The following is a 20323-nucleotide window of genomic DNA, read 5'->3' as shown; positions in this document are numbered from 1 at the left end:
TGGTCTTAGGCCACTTCTTTTTCAAAGGCAATAAAGTTGACGAGTTGTCCTCGATTATTAAATATGGGCTCTGCCTTTATTTGACAATTATAGGTACTCCCGTCCTTTTTATAATTAATAAGAACGGCCTCAAAAGGAATTTTTCTTTCGATGGCCGTTCTTATTTTTACCAGTGTTTCTTGGCTGGTTTTCTTTCCTTGAAATATTTTAGGAGATTTCCCTATCACTTCTTCGGATTTATATCCTGTCATGGAAACAATATTGCTTGTAGCGTGAACAATAGTCAATTTTATATCGGTAATAACAACAACGCCGGTATCTTGTGCGGATAAACTATCCAGTTTGTCATAAACCCATCTATTACGCTGGGCTATATTCTGAATAGAAATTACATCTTTGCTATTCATACAGAGTTCCTGAAAATTAAGACTATAAATATCCCAGGAAACCAACGGAACCGGAACTATATCCAATTTACCTAAAAACTCACCTGCTGCCTCATCGTACGCCTTCATACCATTATAGTTAAGAGAACTAACTCTTCTGATTTTCTTTGTCAATAGTACAAAAAGACTTCTTGCCTGACAAACAGTTAGAATCGTTTAACACTAAGCATTCATCTTTCTTAATCTCACATAAGGTAAGGTTACCGCTTCTAAAGAGACTAAACAGACCAAAACAATCCAACCAGTTACAGATGAAATTTGAGTTCAATGATGCAAAACTAGGCTCTCATTTAGGGTTTACAAATGATATTAAAACGTATAAGAATCAATTTTCAGTAAGTTCGGGAAATATTTGCATGCTCTGGAACCGAAATACGGATCCCCTTGAATTATATATTGATGGTATGTCCGTAACGCTGTTACCGGATCAATTGGTCACAACTACCTACCTCCAAAACGTTTCATACGAAAAGACCATTTTGCCATTAACAGCATTTCACTTTAATAGAGAATTTTACTGTATAAAAGATCATGATCACGAAGTATCCTGTAACGGCATCTTATTTTTTGGCACTCAAGACTTGCCCATCATATCCATTCCGCCAGAGCAAAAACGTAAGTTTGAAACACTTTACGAGGTCTTCCAAGATGAATTCTCCACGCCTGACGGTATACAAGGAGATATGCTCCAAATGTTATTAAAACGACTGATAATCATCTGCACTCGTCTGGCCAAGGAGCAGCTTATCGTCAAAAAGCTAGATAATGAACAAGTTGAAATTATAAGAAAGTTCAATGTTCTTGTAGATACGCACTACAAAACAAAAAGGAAGGTAAGCGACTATGCAGAGCTCTTATTTAAGAGTCCAAAAACACTCTCCAATCTTTTTTCCATATACAACCAAAAATCTCCACAGCAGATTATTTTAGATCGCTTGGCTCTTGAAGCAAAGCGATTGATAAATTTCACGGACAAACAAAACCAAGAAATTGCATACGAGCTAGGTTTTAACGACCCCGCACATTTTAGTCGGTTTTTCAAAAAAATGACGGGTACTTCTCCCTCACAATACCGCGAAATAGCCCCAATTTCTTCGTAACGGGAAATTTCTACAAGCGGTCGGGCAATCGCGCCTAACAAACAAGCTTACTTCATTCGCATCTTTGCATTGTAATTAAAACACAACGCAAGATGAACTTAAAACATATATCCCTTTTTAACCTTATAGAGATATTCTCTCGCCCAACTAGGCAATTACAAACTGTAGATGCCGAAACCCATTGTGAGCAAAAACATCATCATGATTTTTATTGTGATGCTGAAAAACCTCACGTAGAATTTTAAAATAATAACAAATTAATAACGGTCAAAGAACTGATGTAGCCTACACAGTTGTATGACATAAAACTTAGAAATCATGAGCAAATTTAATGTACCCAAAAGAGAAGAAGTAAGCACAAGCAATCAAGCAATTTTTGACAACTTGGAAAAAGCAGTAGGTTTTGTACCTAACCTTTATGCAACATATGCCTATTCTGAAAACGCCTTAGCGAACTATTTAGCTTTGAGCAGTGCAAATACATCTTTGACCGCCAAACAAAAAGAAGTAGTGAACCTAGCAGTTAGTCAGGTAAACGAATGTACTTACTGTCTTTCCGCCCATACAGCTATTGGTAAAATGAACGGTTTTAACGACTCAGAAATTCTAGAGCTTAGAGCCGGCAAAGCCTCATTTGACCCAAAATTAGATGCACTTGCCGCTCTTGCAAAAAACATTACAGAAAATCGTGGTGCAACAGATGAAGCAGTAATTGAAAGATTTTTTAACGCAGGATGGACCAAGGAAAACCTAATTGATACCATTGTGCTAGTGGGAGACAAAACAATCTCTAACTACATTCACAAAACCACCGATGTTCCCGTAGATTTTCCTGTTGCAGCACCATTACAAAGCGTAGAGGCATAGAACTTATCCTATGTAATCTAAGGTTGTACAGGCCCGTTAATACAATTTAATAGTTAACCCTTTAATAATCCGTCTTTTCAAAATAAACAAAAGACACAAACTAAAAATTATGAAAAATATATTAGCAGCAGTAGTATTGATTTTTACAGTAGCATTTTCAGCAAATGCCCAAGACAAGATGGTAAAAAAAGAAGTAAGAACAATTGCATTAGTTCAAACACCCGGTGAGTTTACTCAAAAATCATTGACAGTTTCTCCCGGTACTTACGTTTTTGATATTGAGAATAAAGGAGTGGGCCATGATGTTGGTTTTGTTCTTGTAAAAAAGGGTGAAGACATTAGCAAACCTGAAAACCACATCCAGACTGCCTATGTGACAGAAGTAGTTGCCACTGGTAAAACACAATCATCCAAACCAACCGTATTGGAGGCTGGGGAGTATGTATATTTTTGCCCTATGAACCCTACAGCTACTGATAATACTATACTAGTGCAGTAGTTAGTTTATACAATTTCTAAATTGTACATCATAAAAAAAGGGAACCTTAAAAGGTTCCCTTTTCTGTATTTAAAAGACCTGAACTACTTGTTGTCTTCTAGTTTGATGACTTCAGTTCGTGCATCATTGTTGTTTTCTTCCTCTAGCTCATCAGCAATATCTTCCAATTCAGATTTTACGCTGCATGAAAAAGCTGTCACTGACACAAAAGCAAATAAAAATAGTTTAGCAAATAAAGATTTCATAGGTTAAAAGTTTTGGTTGTTAAATATGTATAGTCTAAAACTCAGATAGATAGATAATATTGCACCACTCAACGAATAGTTAAAAAGTGTTAAAAGGAACAACGTACTTTTGAGCGGCACAATTTTTGGAATTATTTATGAGTTCAGATGGTGCTTAAACCCCATGTATTAGTAGTTTAGCCCTTCCAAAAAAATAACTGTGATTATAGATTTTATTATTGCCATTTTATGGAGCCTTTCTCCCTTTGGAGAAGCTAAGGTGGGTATTCCCTATGGGTTGCTAAATGGTCTTAATATATATTTGGTGTTTGTTCTATGTTTTGCGGCAAACGTGTTGGTATTCCCTTTGATGATTTTCTTTTTGGAAAAAGTTAATCGGTATTTCCTGAAGTGGGGCTTCTACAAGAAATCTGCCATATTTGTTGCCCGCAGGGCCAAAACGGGCTCCGGAGATAAAATAAAACGCTATGGCTTTTGGGGACTCATATTTTTTGTAATGTTACCTGTACCGGGCACGGGTGTTTATGCCGGTAGTATTGCGTCTTATCTCTTTAAAATTGAAAAGACAAAAGCCTTTTGGGCCAATACCATTGGTATTTTTCTTTCATCTTTAATCGTTTGGTCGGCAACCTTGGCTTCAATGAAAGGAATTGGATAGTAATTACTTCTATTTTATTTCAATAATTTTTATTTCTTGGTTATTAAAACTAACCGTATCCCCTACCTTTTTGGCAAATAATAATTTGGCTATGGGTGTTGCTGCAGATATGCAATAAACACTTCTATCCATCTCTTTGAATTCACCTGCGGAAATAGCCAGAAAATATTCGGCTTTTGAAGTAATGACCCAACTACCAAGACCAATCACCTTATTAGATGCCTCCTTAGGCACTTTAGACAGTACTTGCTTCATCTTTTCGGCCTCGGCCAACTGTTGTCCTAATTTCTCCCGCTCAAGCTGTAACATAGCCCTACCTGTTTCGTGCTTATCACCTGCACTACTTTTTGTTTCTGAGGATAATGAGGTTTGAACATCTTCAATATTCTTATGAATTCTTGAAATCCGTTCCGTAACGAATGTCAAACAAAACTGATGCAACTCTTCTTTTTCTATCATGCTACTAATGCAAATCTCTATCTACCTTAGATCCTGAACCACCTACCAAAAAATCCAAATCAGCTCCTTTATGCGCTTGCTCTACATGATCTATGTACATTTTTACATATCCTCTATCCGCCAAGGGTTTGGGAGCAATCCAAGCATTTTTCCGTCTTATAAGCTCCTCTTCCGAAACCTCTAAATGAAGGCTTCTATTCTCAACATCCAAGGTAATTAGATCATTGTTTTGAACTAAAGCCAAAGTACCGCCTACGGTTGATTCCGGGGAAACATGTAAAATTACGGTGCCTGCAGCCGTACCGCTCATACGACCATCAGAAATCCGAACCATATCCGTAACCCCTTGCAATAATAATTTCTTCGGAAGGTCTACGTTGCCCACTTCTGGCATACCCGGATACCCTTTTGGCCCCACACCTTTTAAAACAATAACGCTATTCTTGTCTATATCTAAATCCGGAGCGTCAATTCGGGTATGATAATCTTCCATACTTTCAAAAACAACAGCTTTACCCGTATGCTTCATTAGCTTTTTTGACGCCGCCGAAGGTTTTATTACCGCTCCGTTTTCACAAAGATTCCCCTTAAGTACGGCAATACCGGCATTCTGCTGAACAGGTTGTTTTATGGAAGCTATGACATCGTTATCATAACAGACCGCTTCAGAATAATTTTCTGTGATAAATTTTCCGTTTACCGTAAGGGCATCGCCATGAAGTTTGGGTTTTAATTCTTTCATAACAACAGGAAGTCCACCCGCATAGAAAAAATCTTCCATTAGATGTTTTCCGGAAGGTTTTAGGTTTACCAATAGCGGCACTTTGCTTCCTAAAGTATCAAAATCTTCTAAGTTCAATTCTACTCCTATTCTACCTGCAATGGCAGTCAAATGAATAATGAGATTGGTTGAACCTCCAACAGCCGCATTAGTAATAATGGCATTCTCAAAGGCTTGACGCGTTAATACTTTTGATAGTTTTAAATCTTCTTTTACCATTTCCACAATACGTCTTCCCGAAAGTTGTGCGAACAATTTCTTACGCGAATCTACTGCGGGAATAGATGAAAACCCCGGTAAAGTAAGACCTAAAGCTTCCACCATGGTGGCCATTGTTGAAGCCGTACCCATGGTGTTGCAATGCCCGATGCTTCTGGCAACACAGACTTCCGCTTCGGTAAAATCGGCATCACTAAAACCGTCTACGTTTCGTTTCTCCTTAATCAACCAGTTCATAGAGCCGGAGCCCATTTTTTCTCCTCTAAACCTCCCACTCAACATGGGACCGCCGGGAACAACAATAGTGGGTAAATCTACGCTACAGGCCCCCATTACCGTACTAGGTGTAGTCTTATCACAACCTGTCAATAGAACAATGCCGTCCAGTGGATTGGCGCGTATGGACTCTTCCGTATCCATACTCGCCAAATTGCGAAAAAGCATGGATGTGGGCCTCATAATAGTTTCGCCCAAAGACATCACCGGAAACTCCATGGGAAAACCGCCAGCTTCCAAAATACCCCGTTTTACCACCTCGGCAAAATCACGTAAATGACCATTACAGGGCGTTAATTCCGACCATGTGTTACAAATGCCAATAACGGGTTTACCAGTAAAGTAATCATCCGGATATCCTTGGTTTCTTAGCCATGAACGGTGTACAAAACCCATTTTATCTTTGCCACCAAACCATTCACTACTGCGCAGGTGTTTCTTGTCTTTCATAAATTGAAAAGAAATATATTCAAAGTAGTTAAAGTAGCGAATATAGCCCAGTTAGCAAAAATCCACGAAACAAAGACTATGTTAGGTCTGCGAGATTATGGCCCACAATGCTTCCTATTGCAATTCCCATACCTCCTAAGCGCACACCACAATAGACATGATTGGAGGTTTGCCTGATAATGGGTTTCTTATGCTCGCCAGTTCCCATTATGCCACTCCATTTATGTTCAATTTTATGAGGCGTTCTAGGTAAGATTACCTCTTTTAGTAATTTCTCCAAATGTTTTTGAATGTGATGAGAACACCCAAATTCGCTAGTTTCTTCACCTTTAAAATCAAGATTTCTACCTCCTCCGAACAATATGCGGTTATTTATATTTCTAAAATAGTAATAGCCTTCATCAAAATGGAAAGTTCCTTTTATGGATAAATTTTCAATTGGTTCGGTAATCAGAACTTGCGCTCTGGCCGGTTTAACCTTTTCATTAATTAAATCTGTGGCAAAACCGTTGGTAGCAATCAGTAATTTTTTAGTTTTAAATTCAAATCGATTTGTTTTTACTTCTACCTGTGTCCCAATTTCAGTAAAGTTTTCAACTGTTATGGAGTTCAGGATGGTGATACCTGCATCCTGAACTAATTTCAATAGCGAATTCATCATTTTACCGGTATCCAATTGTCCTTCAAAAACATTGGTAATGTAATTTTCCTTCACTCCATCAAAACCAAAAGTATTAGGGCTCATGCTAAATGCATCCCCACTATAAACAGATTGCAATAGCTTGTTAACTTCAGATAGCTGATCTAAACATTTCTCATATAGTTTTTGGGCGGAACCTAGAAACAATTCGTGTCCGCCATTTTCTTGAAAATCGAAGTTTGCATCACCAACTTTCTGCCGGAGCAATTTTATTCCCTGCCAACGCTGAGCTACCAAATCCAACACCTCCTGCTCAGTGTGGCGCTCTAAATCTGCCAAAACCTCTGAAATGCTTCCAAAACACGCAAAACCGGCATTTTTGGTACTAGCTCCTTGAGGTAAAAATCCTTTTTCTAGAATAAGGATTCTAGCTTTTGGAAAGCACTCATGTAACCGCAAGGCACAGTTAAGTCCTACGATGCCACTGCCAACAATAGTAAAATCGATGTTTGACAACCAAGTTTTATATTCCCAATAACTTAAGTTCATATTCTTCCATAAAAAAACCCCAATACAAATTGGGGTTTTATTCTTATTCCGCTGGCGGAGGATCCATTTTAAAGTCTTCCATAAACTTGGTAGTATAATTACCTGCCAAATAATCTGGATGATCCATTAACTGCCTGTGAAACGGAATCGTAGTTTTAATACCTTCGATTACGAATTCATCTAGCGCTCTTTTCATCTTATTAATAGCCTCTTCTCGTGTTTGCGCAGTTGTAATCAACTTGGCAATCATAGAGTCGTAATTAGGTGGAATACTGTATCCACTATATACGTGAGTGTCCATACGAACTCCGTGACCACCTGGTGTATGCAAAGTAGTAATTCTACCCGGTGAAGGTCTAAAGTTATTGTAAGGGTCTTCGGCGTTTATTCTACATTCAATAGAGTGTAGTTTTGGCAAATAGTTCTTTCCTGAAATGGGAACACCACCTGCTACCAATATTTGCTCACGTATTAAATCATAATCAATTACCTGTTCTGTAATTGGGTGCTCTACCTGAATACGGGTATTCATTTCCATAAAGTAGAAATTTCGGTGTTTATCTACCAAAAACTCTATAGTACCGGCTCCTTCATATTTTATGTACTCAGCAGCTTTTACCGCGGCCGCACCCATTTCCTCACGAAGCTTATCTGTCATGAACGGAGATGGTGTTTCTTCCGTAAGTTTTTGATGTCTACGTTGAACGGAACAATCTCTTTCTGAAAGGTGACATGCCTTACCATATTGGTCACCAACAACTTGGATTTCAATATGTCTTGGCTCCTCGATTAACTTTTCCATATACATACCACCGTTGCCAAAGGCTGCAGTAGCTTCTTGTACGGCACTTTCGAAAAGGTCTTCCATTTCCTCTTCTTTCCAAACAGCGCGCATACCTTTACCACCACCACCGGCAGTTGCTTTTATCATAACGGGGTAGCCCATTTTCTTCGCTGTCTTGATAGCATCGGCCACATCTTTCAACAAACCATCTGAGCCAGGAACGGTAGGAACACCGGCCTCTTTCATTGTTTTCTTAGCGGAAGCTTTATCTCCCATACGGTCTATATGCTCGCCAGATGCACCTATAAATTTAATGTCGTGCTCTGCACAGATTTTAGAGAATTTAGAATTCTCTGAAAGAAATCCATAACCTGGGTGAATAGCATCTGCATTTGTAATCTCTGCAGCAGCAATAATATTGGGTATTTTTAGGTACGACTCGCTACTGGGTGCCGGACCAATACAGACAGCTTCATCGGCAAAACGAACATGCAAACTCTCTTCATCTGCCTTAGAATAGACGGCTACGGTTTTTATACCCATTTCTTTACAGGTGCGTATAACACGAAGCGCAATCTCTCCTCTATTTGCAATTAATATTTTCTTGAACATACGTTTTTCAATTTAAATTCTAAAATCCAAGTACCAAACATTATTCCCGTTACCGGAAATTTATTTGAGATTCAGAATTTACATTTATGATGGATCTACCAAAAATAAAGGCTGATCAAACTCTACAGGAGAAGAATCCTCAACTAAAATCTTAACGATTTTACCAGAAACCTCAGACTCAATATCATTAAAAAGTTTCATGGCTTCAATAACACAAAGCACATCTCCTTTTCCGATAGAGGTACCAACTTCTACGAACGCACTCTTATCTGGAGAGGGTTTTCTATAGAAAGTACCAATAATAGGTGACTTAATGGTAATATATTTAGAGTCATCTTCTTTCTTTTCTGCTTTTGCGGCATCACCTGCGGCCGTTTCAACAGTCTGCGGTGGTGCCTGAGAAGGCATCATCTGAGCTTGCGGCATTGGGATCTGCTGCACGTAGGTCGTTTCGTTTCCAGAGTCTGAGGTACCTGTTTTAATGGTGATTTTTAAATCCTCCATTTCCAACTTTACTTCACTGGCACCTGATTTTGCTACAAACTTAATCAGGGTTTGAATTTCTTTAATATCCATGGAATGTTATTTATTTAAGTAATCGGTATTTAATTAGTACGCCCATTTTAGGTAAATGGAACCCCAGGTAAAACCTCCGCCAAAAGCGGCAAAAACTAGGTTATCACCCTTTTTCAATTGGCCCTCAAAATCGGCCAATAACAACGGTAATGTTGCCGATGTGGTGTTACCGTATCTTTCTATGTTCATTAAAACCTTAGAGCTGTCCAGACCCATTCTATTGGCCGTAGCATCTATGATTCTTTTATTGGCTTGGTGTGGCACCAACCATGAAACATCAGTGTCTTTAAGGTCGTTACGTTGCATAATTTTTTCAGCCACGTCTGCCATGTTAGACACAGCAAATTTAAACACTGTTCTACCATCTTGGTAAATAAAGTGTTTCCTGTTTTTAACCGTTTCTTCGGTTGCGGGCATTAAAGAGCCACCTGCATCCATGCCTAAAAACTGTCTTCCAGCCCCATCTGCCCGTAGGTATTCATCTTGTAGGCCCAAACCTTCTTCATTAGGCTCGAACAATGCCGCACCTGCACCATCACCAAAAATAATGCAAGTAGTACGATCTGTATAATCTATTATTGAAGACATTTTATCCGCCCCGATCAATAGTACTTTTTTATACCTGCCAGATTCTATATAACTGGCCGCGGTAGACATTCCGAACAAAAAACTAGAACATGCCGCCAAAAGATCATAGGCAAATGCATTTACCGCTCCTATTTCAGACGCTACAAAAGCCGCTGTTGAGGCCACCATGCTATCTGGTGTAGCCGTAGCGATCATTATAAGATCTATTTCTTTTGGGTCTATATTTTTCTTTTGGATAAGGTCTTGTGCCGCCTTTATAGCCAAGTACGAAGTACCTTCTCCTTCTTCAGGTTTCAACACCCGTCTTTCTTTAATTCCTGTTCTAGAGACGATCCATTCATCATTTGTCTCTACCATATCCTCCAGCATGTTGTTGGTTAGAACAAATTCTGGAACATAGCCTCCTACAGCTGTAATTGCTGCTGTTGTTTTACTCATCTTAAAGTCGATTTGATATCAGAAACCTTCAAAAATGCCTCAAAATTGGTGAAAATTAATCAATTTTTACCAATTTTTCCTGTAAAACTATGCGTTTTTGAGATTTGAGTACTAGAAATAAAAAACTCCCGTCAATATATACGGGAGTCGTGAATTCATTATAAGATAACCGATACGTTTATGCTTCGGCTTCTTCAGTCTTGTCGATCAAAATCTGACCTTTATAGTAAAGTTTACCTTCATGCCAATGTGCTCTGTGGAACAAGTGCATTTCACCAGTAGTTGGGTCAGTAGCCAAAGTTGGTGCTACCGCTTTGTAATGTGTTCTTCTTTTATCCCTTCTGGTTTTCGATATTTTTCTCTTAGGATGTGCCATTTAAAACTTATTTATCCGTTAACAGTTTCTTTAATTCGTCCCATCTGGGATCACTTTCTTTTTTCTCTTTTTTGGGCTGCAATTCTTCAAGCTTTTTTAATGCCTCAGATTGCAACGTACCGTCTAAAACCCCTGGGTGAATCCTTTTTTGCGGTACGGCCAACACCAACATTTCGTATACGTATTGTGCAATATTGACCTGATGTTCTCCGTGGGGAATTATCAGAATCTCATCATCTTCATCATTAAACTCTTCCCCAAACTTGACCACTAACTCCAATTCTGCCTCAATAGGCAAATCAAAAGGTTCGCTGGTCAGGTCGCAATTTACGTTAACCGTGCCCTGGGCTTTCATCTCTAACTCGAGCATTGTGCTCATTTTATTCAAAACTACATGCAACTTAACGTCTGCAGCATTGAACTCGTCATACCCAAAAGATTCAAAGAACGGGTTATTAATCGTATACTCAAATTCGTGTTTTCCTTGTCCTAATCCAGAGAAAGGAATGTTAAACTCCTTTTGCTTCATCATTTCAACACTATTTTAATACACCGCCCGATTAAAGGCGGGTGCAAAGATACTATTATTTAATAAACTTACAACCCTTTTTTAATTGGAATTCAATAAGTTCGACTATCTTTTAGACCAATTCTCAAAAATAACACGTTTCAGCACCCCAAAAACGCCCCTCTAACGCCTTACACGCTGCTTCTGTAAAGGGTTTTCAGTAAGTTCTTGGTATTCTTTTCTATTCTTAAAAATATGCAATGCCGTAAAGACCGCTTCTTTAAAAGAACTATGATCTGCCTTGCCTTTTCCTGCTATTTCATAAGCTGTTCCATGGTCTGGGGATGTTCTCACTTTAGATAACCCTGCGGTATAGTTAACACCTTTACCAAATGAAAGGGTCTTAAAAGGTATAAGCCCTTGATCGTGATAAGCGGCTAAAATAGCATCGAAATTTTTATAGGCATCAGAACCAAAAAAGCTATCTGCGGAATAAGGCCCAAAAACCAAATGACCGGCCTCTGACATTTCTTTGATAACAGGTTTTAAAATCTCATCATCTTCCTTGCCTATAATACCATTATCTCCGCTATGCGGATTAATACCCAACAATGCTACTTTGGGGGCACGTATACCAAAATCCATTTGTAAGGATTTTTCTATGGTCCGTACTTTGTTTCTGATCAATATTGCATTTATGGCTGCCGGAGCATCTTTTACCGCAACGTGATCAGTTAACAAGCCCACTTTAAGGTCATCCGTAACCATGAACATTAGACTTTCTCCCTCTAGTTCTTGCGCCAAGAAATCCGTGTGGCCCGGAAATTTAAAATCTTCCGCCTGAATGTTATTTTTATTGATAGGTGCCGTTACCAAAGCATCTATGGTATCATTTTTAAGAGCATCAACGGCAGCTCTTAGCGATTTTATCGCATATTTTCCGCCTTCTTCAGTAGCTTCTCCAAACTTGGTCTTGGGAATTTCTTTCCAAACATTAACCACGTTTATTTTACCGTCTACCGCTTTTGAAGCATCTGTAATACCATGGTAATTGATATCTAGACCCAATTCCTTTTTTTGAAAAGAAATAGTTTTGTTGGATGCAAATATAATCGGCGTACAAAAATCTAGCATGCGAGCATCTTCAAAGGTTTTGAGAACAACCTCGCAACCTATTCCGTTTAAATCGCCTATTGAAATACCTAGTTTAATTTTTCCTTCTTCCTGCATCTTATTCTTTACCTTTGCCCTAGAGATATTGTCAAAACAATCTCTATCAATCTAAGGTACAAAACTACTTAAATTTAACGGAACATGTTTACGGGCATTATCGAAACTTTGGGCGAAATACAGCAATTAGAACAAGATGGTAGCAACCTTCATATTACAGTGAAATCCTCGCTAACGCCAGAATTAAAAATCGATCAGAGCGTATCGCACAATGGTGTTTGCCTTACCGTGGTTTCATTAGATGAAGACACCTATACGGTAACGGCCATTGACGAAACTTTACAGAAGACCAATCTAGATGAACTAAAAGAAGGTGAAAGCGTAAACTTGGAGCGCGCCATGATTCTTGGTTCCCGCTTAGATGGGCATATTGTTCAAGGCCATGTGGACCAAACAGGAGTTTGCAAAGCTATTGAGGAAAAAGACGGCAGCTGGTTTTTCACCTTTAAATATGATGCGGGCACCGGAAATCCTACTATTGAAAAAGGTTCTATAACTATAGATGGTACAAGCCTTACGGTAGTAAATTCAGAAAAGAATAGCTTCAGCGTTGCCATTATTCCATACACCTACGAACACACACGTTTTAAATCATACCAAATTGGTACAACGGTAAACCTTGAGTTTGATGTTATTGGCAAATATGTAGCAAAGTTAATGTCTTACCAGAATAAGGCGTAAATCACTTTTTGCCTGAAAAGCTAACTTTAGTTTCTTTTTTCTTTTTCTTAAAACCGATTAGCTGTTGCTTAGCATCTAGGGCTGCTTTTACATATGCTTTAAAACCGTTGTAATCTTCTGCGGCGATACGTTCTTTTGAAGTTTTCGCTACAATTTTAATATGCAACTCATTTTCTTTTGCCAACTCATAATCAATCTTAAAAGAATGTTTATTGAAGCTGTAATCAGCACTTTCAGGAATTTCAACAAAACGCTCTCCTTCTTTTAATTTGATAACATAGCTAGACTTATAGACATCTGCATTTTCGTATAACAAATAATCAATTGGGTAGGCACGTTCATCATCTTGAATGATTGATGTGTTATATGCATTGTTTACCGCTGGAATACGGAATACCCGCATGCTTCCAATCTCGTCTAACTTTTCGTTTACGGTTAAATCTGATGTGTATTTTAGGACGGGCGAACGAAGTTCGTATTCAATATTGCGAATACTGTCAAAAGTAAAATCCTCAGAAATTCTACTTTTAAAATCGTCCGTAATGCTCTTTTTTACCACCTCATAATTGTTCTCCTTAAAAATAGCTGCGTAATGAGAATTGATACTTCCGCTTAAAACAGACTCTATTTGTAACTGATGTGAACCTTCTCCAATAACATACTCCATATTGCTTTCCAAGACGGTGGCGGTATGATCTATATCCTTTAATTTATAAATACCTTTTTGAACGCCTTTCAACCATTTGTTAGGGATATCCAGAGCGGTAGCACTTTCCAAACTTGTAGGTATGGATTTGTATGGCATATTATTATCCGTTAATTCCAAATACTGGGGTTTGCCATCTATGAATACTTTGGCAATACAATGATTAAAATCTTGACTAGGAAGTACCATTGTACTTTCGCCATAATCTGAAGTAAGCACTAAAACCAAATGCGATTTTAAACCGGCCATTTGAGCTAAGGTTACATACAAGGTTGAAAAATCTTTACAATCGCCCAATTTGGATTTTATGGTTTTTGATGGTCTTTGCGGAACAAAACCACTTTGCCTAAAGCCTACATGGCTATAGCTAAAGTTCTCCATGATATAATAATAGATTTTGGATGCTTTCTCGTCTTCTGAAAATGCATCGCTCCCCAAAGGAAAAATTGATTTGAACGCTTCCTGAACATCCGAATTAATGACAATCTGCGGGCGTACCAAATCTGAATACCAATTGGCAATATCATCCCAAGAACCTATGGTGCTCACATGCACATAACTGGCCACATCACTAAGGCTTGGCATATAGTTTTCTTCTGGGGTCATTTCTTTTTGGTCAATGCTTTCCCACTGGTGATATACATAATCATCTATGTTTCGCTTTTGATACTTCACCTCACCGTTGAGCGTTTTAGTGGTGAATTCCTTACCATTGGGCACTAAAATTTTTAATGTGTTTTTGTGTATAGGGTGAAAAGAATCAAACTGAAAATAGTCTACATGGTCCTTGTAAAATCGTCCGCTACTAGAATAACTGCTTTCGTAGTCCACATATATAATATCACCTATTTCTAAATTATTGAAAACGATACTGGAACCACTTTTAGAAGCAGGAACTATCTTTTTATTAGGCTTGACAATTTCAGATTTTCTAATGTGATAGTTGCCACTAAGGCCCAGATTTACTTCCTTTAAAGATTCTATACCACTATCGCTAGTAATTTCAACCACGTAACGCGTCCGAGATTTTCCACCACCTTCTGGATACAGTTGAAGCAAACTTTCATCTAAAAAATAATTATACCCATAGTTGCCCTTCACGCCTTTATTACGGGTTTTGGCCATAAACTCATATATATCCGGTGTTGCCAAATCTTCTAGATAATCCTTACCTTTGGATAAATCGTCTATTTTTTTTCGCAAAGCGGAATTAGCCCCATTGTGCTTCAATGATTTTTCATACCAAACCAAGGCCTCTTTTTTACGTCCGGATTGCTCAAGAGCAGTACCTTTTAATTCCATAGCCACAAACGAATAGGGGAAGTTCTTAAGCATCTCATCTATATATGGCAGAGACTCTTCATACTTTTTATATTCATGTTGGTACGCTATATAATCTGATAGGTAGATGTTATCATGGTCCACTAAATTATACCGCTTTTCAAAAAGCGCCAGAGCTTCTTCCTTCCTATCCTGTTTGTTATAGAAACTAGCAAGCGACTTTAACGCACTGTAATCAAAATAGTTTTTATCTATATCCTCTAGGATTGCAATAGCCCTATCATCCTCATTTAAATAGGCCGAATAAATATTAAGGTATACTTTGAGAATACTCAGTTGGTCCTTGTACTCTTCTGTAATTATGCGCAACGTTTCCTTTACGGCCGACTTATCTTCTTGTCTTATATGAAGTAGTAATTTTGCCGATTGTTTTAGAATATCCATATCCGTCGAAGCTGAAAATTCTTCTACAAAAGCTTCAAACTCCGGTAATGGCAGTTTAAAAAGTTCTCTTGAATCTTCAAAGCGATAGATGTATGATAAATAGTATTTCTCATCATCACTTTCAATATTCTTTTGCAATTCTTTTGCCGACGTATAATCCTTTTCTTTGGTGTAGCACTCAATAAGATATTTTCTCAAAAAGGAACTTTCAGGATAGACTTCTATCCAAGGCTGTAAAATTGCTTTGGCCTCGTTAAATTTTGAATTTCTTAAATAGGCACTTACCAAACAAACCGTATTAAAGAAGTTGTTTGGATCTTGCTTTAATTTGTTCTGAAAAAATGCCTCAACAGCATGTGGAAGTTCCTTAGGAGCAATCTTTGCCAAAGAACTTTTTTGATATGTACTTGGCGCTGCGCTATATTTTAAGTCGTTAAAAGCATTGCCTTCTTCGTCAGTAATTCTGACAATAAAATAGGCTATTCCGCTTTGATCGGCACTTTTAACCAAAAGCCTGTTAGTTCCGGCAGGAAGATTTACAAGTACGTTATACGCATCTAAATCGGTTATGCCATCGTTTGTGTTTTCATAAATCAACACATCGTTTAACCAAACTTTAGCAAAAGAAGAACTTCCTAAACGCACAACCGCTTTTCTTGCCGTTGGATTGGTGATAAAAGTCTGCGCGTAATTAACGCCACCACCATATTCTGAATGGTTGGAATAGTATTGATATGCTTCCGTCTCTCTTCCTTTCTGTTCGTACCAATTAATAAATCCATTACTGTTGGCGTTAAAATTAGTTTTAGAAGCTACATTCTTCTCCGGAGCATATTCAGTAGCCAAACCACTACCATTTAAGTTCTCAAAACTACCACAGAATTGCCATGCTTTAATGGCTGGAATAGCGTTATTAAGTTGATTATACGTTTTCCAATCATCTGAGTGTTGGGCTACCGCTGATTTTAAATACCGAAGCGATTCTTTTACCGTTGTATTCTTAATTGAGGCGAGAGGTATACTATTAACGTTTGCTATATTTTTTTTGTTGAATCCCGAACTGAGATAAGAATCAAAAAAGAAACTATTGTTCCACAAAGCATACAAGTAATACTCAAAATCTTTCTGAGAAATTACATCGTTGACAAACCCTTCCGGAGAGTTGAACATTCCGTTCTCATTGGCAATGATTTCTGCGGTTAGTAAGCCTGACAAACCTCCTTTGTTTTTTTTCTGAAATTTAGCTTGCGCCTCTTGTCTCTGGTTCTTTAAAAGAAGTTGCCAATAGGGGTCAATTTTCTTGTTTTCTTGTGCTTGGACACATAACGCCGAAAAGACAAAAGCCACTAATAGAAGACGATAAAATCTCATGTGTAGGTCAATTTGAAAAAGGTTTGGATAATTTATAACGTAGGTTTTCTCTAATTGGTATGCTCTACTTTGTAGAACTTTCCCTTTCTCAATATTGACTACCGAACAACGATTTAATACAATAACCCAACCTAACAGACGTTGATTCATAAGGTGTTAGGAAACTACACTTTCCCAAATCAGGAGATCCCAAATCCTCCTAAAAAAATTGAGTTATGAAAAAACACATTGTATACCTACTTTGCAGTGTAGCCCTGATAGTTTCAGTGAGCTGTTCAAAAGACGAAGAAGAGACAACCCTAGTGAGCGGTGAAGCACAAATTTCTACCGATACCGGAATTTCTTTTGCCAATTCAACCGGATTTTCAGCAGACTATGTAACCTTTAAATTAAGACATGGTACGGGTTCAGAAAAGGAATATGGCCAGAGTCTAAACGGATACAGCCTAACGGAATTAGAACAAGGACCGCGTACTATCTATCAAATAGCAGTATTTGAGGATGGAGAACAAGTTTCGTTTAAATCCTACACGTATGATTCAGAGGGTAACAAAAACCAAGTTAAAGCAACTTCAATAGTTGAAATCAATGATAATGAGGTTTTACAAATTATTCTAGAACCCGGAGAATAAGAGTGCTTAACATGCTTATTTGCTATAAAATATTTTCTTTCATTTTATTCCAAGCTCGTATGAGAAGGAGACCTGAGACAATAGCTATTCCCGTAAGCAATAATGCCGCTTCGGTTCTGCCGTAAATCCAATATCCGGTAGCGAACATAATGGTATAAATAAGCACACAACCCAGAAGCATTGCGCTAATACCTTGCGGCACACTCCATTTTTCATCATCTTTCTTTATTTTTTCTCCGTCTGCACTGGCTTCATCAACCACTTTGGACCAACCAGGACCACCCGGTTGAATACGCTTATAAAAAGAACGGAGGGTCTCTTTAGATTCCGGTTGCGTCATGAATGTGGCCGTCAACCAAATTGCAGAAGTAAGTACTACTACAAAAGGATACTCTGACCAATCTGGAAAAACTCCTGTTGTTTCTGCAAAAAGAAAAGACCCTAAAGCTGTTGTTTTTAGTAAAATGGATATAACTCCTGAAGCGAACATAGCCGTAATTTCGCTCCATGCATTAATTCGCCACCAGAACCACCTTAAGATAAAAATGAGTCCGGTACCCGCACCAAAAGTCAACAGTATATCAAATATCTGAAGTGCATTTTCCAGTGCCAACGCCAAACCTGCACTTAAAATCATAAGCACTACCGTGGAAATTCTACCCACAGCAACCATTTGTTTTTCTGTAGCATTAGGGTTTACCTGTTGCTTATAAAAATCAAATACAATATAAGATGAACCCCAGTTCAATTGCGTTGAAATCGTACTCATATACGCAGCGATCAACGAAGCCAAAACAACGCCTAGAAGTCCGCTGGGCAATTTGGTCAACATAGCGGAATATGCCAGATCATGGCCTAATTTATCTTCCGCAATATTTGGGAAAGCCTCTTGAATACTAGCAATATCCGGGTATACCACCAATGATGCCAAGGCCACTAAAATCCATGGCCATGGTCTAAGTGCATAATGCATGATGTTAAAAAAGAAGGTTGCCCCAATAGCATGGTTTTCATCTTTTGCAGCCAACATTCGTTGTGCAATATAGCCACCACCACCTGGTTCGGCACCAGGATACCAAGAGCTCCACCATTGAACGGCCAACGGAATAATAAAAAGTGTAATCAGCGCTTTTCTATTGCTGAAATCAGGAACAATATCAAGTTTGTTCATCACATTATCATGTGCCATTAGGGATTCAATGCCACCTACTTCCGGAATATTCACCAAGTAATATGCAGCTCCTATTGCACCGGCCATAGCTACAAAAAACAAAAGAAAATCAGTGTAGACCACCCCTTTAAATCCACCTAAAGCACTAAACGTAACCGTAATCAGCCCTGCACCAACCACAGTTTCCCAAGGCTCAAGGCCCAACATGATTCCGCCTATTTTAATTGCTGCCAAGGTTACGGAGGCCATGGTAATAATGTTGAAAAGCGCTCCTAAATAAATAGCCCTGAACTTTCTTAAAAAGCTAGCAGGAGCACCACCATAACGCATCTCATAAAACTCTAAATCTGTATTTACGTTAGATTTACGCCAAAGTTTAGCATAGACAAAAACGGTTAAAAGACCTGTTATTAAAAATGCCCACCAAACCCAGTTACCGGACACCCCATTGGTTCTAACAATATCCGTAACCAAATTAGGCGTATCCGTAGAAAAAGTTGTGGCTACCATAGAAAGTCCCAACAACCACCATGGCATAGTCCTCCCCGAAAGAAAAAATTCCGAGGAGTTCTTTCCAGACTTTTTAGAAACATAAAACCCTATACCTAGGACTATGGAGAAAAAAACAATGATAAAACTGTAATCTAGAGTAGATAATTCCATTAAGAGCCGTTGGTTTTGGGATTAGCCTTTAAAGATATTATTTTTTAGGATACTTTTGCTGTTTGACAACCAAACCTCTTTCTGTGTTTTTATCTACTTCTTTTGACATTACGCTTACCGCTTGGGCCCTTGCGTTTACGGCCGCTACAGTTATTGGACTCTCAAAGGCTGGTATTAAAGGAATTGCAATTGTGAACGTTACTCTTATGGCACTGGCTTTTACCGCAAAGGCATCTACGGGTATCGTTGTGCCGTTATTGGTCGTAGGCGACATTTTTGCAGTAATTTACTATAACCGTCATGCTAATTGGGCCCATATCGTAAAATTTTTACCGTGGATTTTAGTTGGGATTACCTGCGGTGTACTTATTGGAAATGATTTAGATGAAAGTGTGTTTAAAATTGCCATGGCCATTATAATTCTAGTTAGCGTGGTAATGATGTATTGGTGGGACAGACGAAAATCACAAGCTGTACCCACACATTGGTTGTTTGCGGGTCTGGTTGGCACCATTGCCGGTATCACTACCATGATTGGTAACCTAGGAGGTGCTTTTAGCAATATTTACTTCTTGGCCATGCGCGTTTCCAAAAATGAATTCATTGGAACTGCTGCTTGGTTGTTTCTGATTATTAATGTGCTAAAATTACCCTTACATATTTTTGTTTGGGAAACCATAACGGTTGAAACCCTTCTTTTTGATTTAAAGTTGATTCCCGGGATTATTCTTGGGGTTTTTCTAGGTATTCGCCTAGTAAAAATTATTAAAGAGGATTTTTATCGAAAGATGATTCTGGTGTTAACAGCACTCGGTGCTATTATGATTTTAATTAGATAATAAAATCACCGCTTTGCCGTAGGTTATTCTTACAAAGGATTTTGGTTTTCCTATTTTTTTCTTAATTGGTTGAATTAGAAACATCAGAATTGTATCTTAAACTCGTCTTTTTTGCTAAAACTGCCGTATATATCTATAATTACAGGCGTAAGCCACTAAAGGTCAGTACATTTTTTTTGTTAAAAACAAAGAAGACCCAGCCAAAACCATACTAAAGTAAGAACTGAGGCGTTC

At 38.3% G+C, this 20323-nt stretch carries 21 protein-coding genes; 8 read left to right on the top strand and 13 right to left on the bottom strand.

All coding sequences use genetic code 11. From position 1 onward, the window contains the following. Positions 1–5 precede the first annotated feature (5 nt). Complete coding sequence (locus tag P0077_RS08735) at positions 6–515, bottom strand: PAS domain-containing protein (protein ID WP_276168727.1); 510 nt, start codon at positions 513–515, stop codon at positions 6–8. Between the two features lie 182 nt (positions 516–697). On the opposite strand from P0077_RS08735, the gene P0077_RS08730 reads away from it, so the two are divergent. From P0077_RS08730 to P0077_RS08715, 4 genes are all read left to right on the top strand, one after another. Further along, entirely contained in the window at positions 698–1546 is an 849-nt protein-coding gene (locus P0077_RS08730; RefSeq protein ID WP_276168726.1) for a helix-turn-helix domain-containing protein, read from the top strand. A 92-nt stretch (positions 1547–1638) separates the two neighbouring features. Beyond that, positions 1639–1791, top strand: coding sequence for a hypothetical protein (locus tag P0077_RS08725; protein ID WP_194525424.1), 153 nt, complete (start codon positions 1639–1641; stop codon positions 1789–1791). A 73-nt stretch (positions 1792–1864) separates the two neighbouring features. Then, on the top strand, positions 1865–2413 hold the full coding sequence (locus P0077_RS08720; RefSeq protein ID WP_276168725.1) for a carboxymuconolactone decarboxylase family protein: 549 nt from the start codon (positions 1865–1867) through the stop codon (positions 2411–2413). 109 nt (positions 2414–2522) lie between these two features. After that, on the top strand, positions 2523–2912 hold the full coding sequence (locus P0077_RS08715) for a cupredoxin domain-containing protein (protein WP_276168724.1): 390 nt from the start codon (positions 2523–2525) through the stop codon (positions 2910–2912). A gap of 83 nt (positions 2913–2995) precedes the next feature. Here P0077_RS08715 and P0077_RS08710 read toward each other — a convergent pair whose 3' ends face one another. Beyond that, a complete protein-coding gene (locus P0077_RS08710) occupies positions 2996–3157 on the bottom strand; it encodes a hypothetical protein (RefSeq protein ID WP_276168723.1) in 162 nt (53 codons plus the stop codon). A gap of 199 nt (positions 3158–3356) precedes the next feature. Between P0077_RS08710 and P0077_RS08705 the strand changes: the two genes are divergently transcribed. Then, on the top strand, positions 3357–3815 hold the full coding sequence (locus P0077_RS08705) for a COG2426 family protein (protein ID WP_276168721.1): 459 nt from the start codon (positions 3357–3359) through the stop codon (positions 3813–3815). Between the two features lie 9 nt (positions 3816–3824). Here the strand turns inward: P0077_RS08705 and P0077_RS08700 are convergent, their stop codons facing one another. From P0077_RS08700 to pdxA, 9 genes are all read right to left on the bottom strand, one after another. Then, complete coding sequence (locus P0077_RS08700) at positions 3825–4274, bottom strand: 3-oxoacyl-ACP synthase (RefSeq protein ID WP_276168719.1); 450 nt, start codon at positions 4272–4274, stop codon at positions 3825–3827. A gap of 4 nt (positions 4275–4278) precedes the next feature. Further along, the gene (locus tag P0077_RS08695; protein ID WP_276168717.1) at positions 4279–6000 is read right to left on the bottom strand and encodes an IlvD/Edd family dehydratase; all 1722 of its coding nucleotides are present in this window, start codon (positions 5998–6000) and stop codon (positions 4279–4281) included. 76 nt (positions 6001–6076) lie between these two features. Continuing rightward, entirely contained in the window at positions 6077–7189 is a 1113-nt protein-coding gene (locus P0077_RS08690; protein ID WP_276168716.1) for an NAD(P)/FAD-dependent oxidoreductase, read from the bottom strand. Positions 7190–7232: 43 nt separating this feature from the next. Further along, positions 7233–8585: an acetyl-CoA carboxylase biotin carboxylase subunit gene (gene accC, locus P0077_RS08685; protein WP_194525416.1), complete on the bottom strand. Its 1353-nt coding sequence runs from the start codon at positions 8583–8585 to the stop codon at positions 7233–7235. Positions 8586–8669: 84 nt separating this feature from the next. Then, positions 8670–9161, bottom strand: a complete 492-nt coding sequence (gene accB / locus P0077_RS08680; protein ID WP_276168715.1) for an acetyl-CoA carboxylase biotin carboxyl carrier protein — start codon at positions 9159–9161, stop codon at positions 8670–8672. A 33-nt stretch (positions 9162–9194) separates the two neighbouring features. After that, on the bottom strand, positions 9195–10187 hold the full coding sequence (locus P0077_RS08675) for a beta-ketoacyl-ACP synthase III (RefSeq protein ID WP_276168714.1): 993 nt from the start codon (positions 10185–10187) through the stop codon (positions 9195–9197). A 178-nt stretch (positions 10188–10365) separates the two neighbouring features. After that, positions 10366–10563, bottom strand: coding sequence for a 50S ribosomal protein L32 (rpmF, locus tag P0077_RS08670; protein ID WP_194525413.1), 198 nt, complete (start codon positions 10561–10563; stop codon positions 10366–10368). A gap of 7 nt (positions 10564–10570) precedes the next feature. Then, positions 10571–11095, bottom strand: coding sequence for a YceD family protein (locus P0077_RS08665; RefSeq protein ID WP_276168713.1), 525 nt, complete (start codon positions 11093–11095; stop codon positions 10571–10573). Positions 11096–11254: 159 nt separating this feature from the next. Then, a complete protein-coding gene (pdxA, locus tag P0077_RS08660) occupies positions 11255–12301 on the bottom strand; it encodes a 4-hydroxythreonine-4-phosphate dehydrogenase PdxA (protein ID WP_276168712.1) in 1047 nt (348 codons plus the stop codon). An 84-nt stretch (positions 12302–12385) separates the two neighbouring features. On the opposite strand from pdxA, the gene P0077_RS08655 reads away from it, so the two are divergent. Next, a complete protein-coding gene (locus P0077_RS08655; protein WP_276168711.1) occupies positions 12386–12982 on the top strand; it encodes a riboflavin synthase in 597 nt (198 codons plus the stop codon). Position 12983: 1 nt separating this feature from the next. Here P0077_RS08655 and P0077_RS08650 read toward each other — a convergent pair whose 3' ends face one another. Then, positions 12984–16784: a transglutaminase domain-containing protein gene (locus P0077_RS08650; protein WP_276168710.1), complete on the bottom strand. Its 3801-nt coding sequence runs from the start codon at positions 16782–16784 to the stop codon at positions 12984–12986. A 215-nt stretch (positions 16785–16999) separates the two neighbouring features. On the opposite strand from P0077_RS08650, the gene P0077_RS08645 reads away from it, so the two are divergent. Further along, entirely contained in the window at positions 17000–17416 is a 417-nt protein-coding gene (locus tag P0077_RS08645) for a hypothetical protein (protein WP_276168709.1), read from the top strand. Between the two features lie 22 nt (positions 17417–17438). Here the strand turns inward: P0077_RS08645 and P0077_RS08640 are convergent, their stop codons facing one another. After that, positions 17439–19250 carry a sodium:solute symporter family protein gene (locus P0077_RS08640; RefSeq protein ID WP_276168708.1) on the bottom strand — a complete coding sequence of 604 codons (1812 nt, stop codon included), beginning with the start codon at positions 19248–19250 and terminating at the stop codon, positions 17439–17441. 83 nt (positions 19251–19333) lie between these two features. Here P0077_RS08640 and P0077_RS08635 point away from each other — a divergent pair, with 83 nt between their 5' ends. Continuing rightward, positions 19334–20089: a sulfite exporter TauE/SafE family protein gene (locus P0077_RS08635; RefSeq protein WP_276168707.1), complete on the top strand. Its 756-nt coding sequence runs from the start codon at positions 19334–19336 to the stop codon at positions 20087–20089. The last annotated feature ends 234 nt before the right edge of the window (positions 20090–20323 follow it).

It is taken from the genome of Zobellia alginiliquefaciens, assembly GCF_029323795.1.
Taxonomy (GTDB): domain Bacteria; phylum Bacteroidota; class Bacteroidia; order Flavobacteriales; family Flavobacteriaceae; genus Zobellia; species Zobellia alginiliquefaciens.
Note: the sequence above shows the minus strand (reverse complement) of the source record. Positions and strands in the feature narration are given on the sequence as shown.

Coding starts and splice junctions, on each gene's coding strand:
- P0077_RS08690 (WP_276168716.1), bottom strand. CDS start 7,189: ATGAACTTAAGTTATTGGGAATATAAAACTTGGTTGTCAAACATCGAT.
- P0077_RS08655 (WP_276168711.1), top strand. CDS start 12,386: ATGTTTACGGGCATTATCGAAACTTTGGGCGAAATACAGCAATTAGAA.
- P0077_RS08735 (WP_276168727.1), bottom strand. CDS start 515: ATGAAGGCGTACGATGAGGCAGCAGGTGAGTTTTTAGGTAAATTGGAT.
- P0077_RS08730 (WP_276168726.1), top strand. CDS start 698: ATGAAATTTGAGTTCAATGATGCAAAACTAGGCTCTCATTTAGGGTTT.
- pdxA (WP_276168712.1), bottom strand. CDS start 12,301: ATGCAGGAAGAAGGAAAAATTAAACTAGGTATTTCAATAGGCGATTTA.
- P0077_RS08700 (WP_276168719.1), bottom strand. CDS start 4,274: ATGATAGAAAAAGAAGAGTTGCATCAGTTTTGTTTGACATTCGTTACG.
- P0077_RS08645 (WP_276168709.1), top strand. CDS start 17,000: ATGAAAAAACACATTGTATACCTACTTTGCAGTGTAGCCCTGATAGTT.
- rpmF (WP_194525413.1), bottom strand. CDS start 10,563: ATGGCACATCCTAAGAGAAAAATATCGAAAACCAGAAGGGATAAAAGA.
- P0077_RS08675 (WP_276168714.1), bottom strand. CDS start 10,187: ATGAGTAAAACAACAGCAGCAATTACAGCTGTAGGAGGCTATGTTCCA.
- P0077_RS08650 (WP_276168710.1), bottom strand. CDS start 16,784: ATGAGATTTTATCGTCTTCTATTAGTGGCTTTTGTCTTTTCGGCGTTA.
- P0077_RS08640 (WP_276168708.1), bottom strand. CDS start 19,250: ATGGAATTATCTACTCTAGATTACAGTTTTATCATTGTTTTTTTCTCC.
- accB (WP_276168715.1), bottom strand. CDS start 9,161: ATGGATATTAAAGAAATTCAAACCCTGATTAAGTTTGTAGCAAAATCA.
- P0077_RS08710 (WP_276168723.1), bottom strand. CDS start 3,157: ATGAAATCTTTATTTGCTAAACTATTTTTATTTGCTTTTGTGTCAGTG.
- P0077_RS08665 (WP_276168713.1), bottom strand. CDS start 11,095: ATGATGAAGCAAAAGGAGTTTAACATTCCTTTCTCTGGATTAGGACAA.
- P0077_RS08720 (WP_276168725.1), top strand. CDS start 1,865: ATGAGCAAATTTAATGTACCCAAAAGAGAAGAAGTAAGCACAAGCAAT.
- P0077_RS08695 (WP_276168717.1), bottom strand. CDS start 6,000: ATGAAAGACAAGAAACACCTGCGCAGTAGTGAATGGTTTGGTGGCAAA.
- accC (WP_194525416.1), bottom strand. CDS start 8,585: ATGTTCAAGAAAATATTAATTGCAAATAGAGGAGAGATTGCGCTTCGT.
- P0077_RS08715 (WP_276168724.1), top strand. CDS start 2,523: ATGAAAAATATATTAGCAGCAGTAGTATTGATTTTTACAGTAGCATTT.
- P0077_RS08725 (WP_194525424.1), top strand. CDS start 1,639: ATGAACTTAAAACATATATCCCTTTTTAACCTTATAGAGATATTCTCT.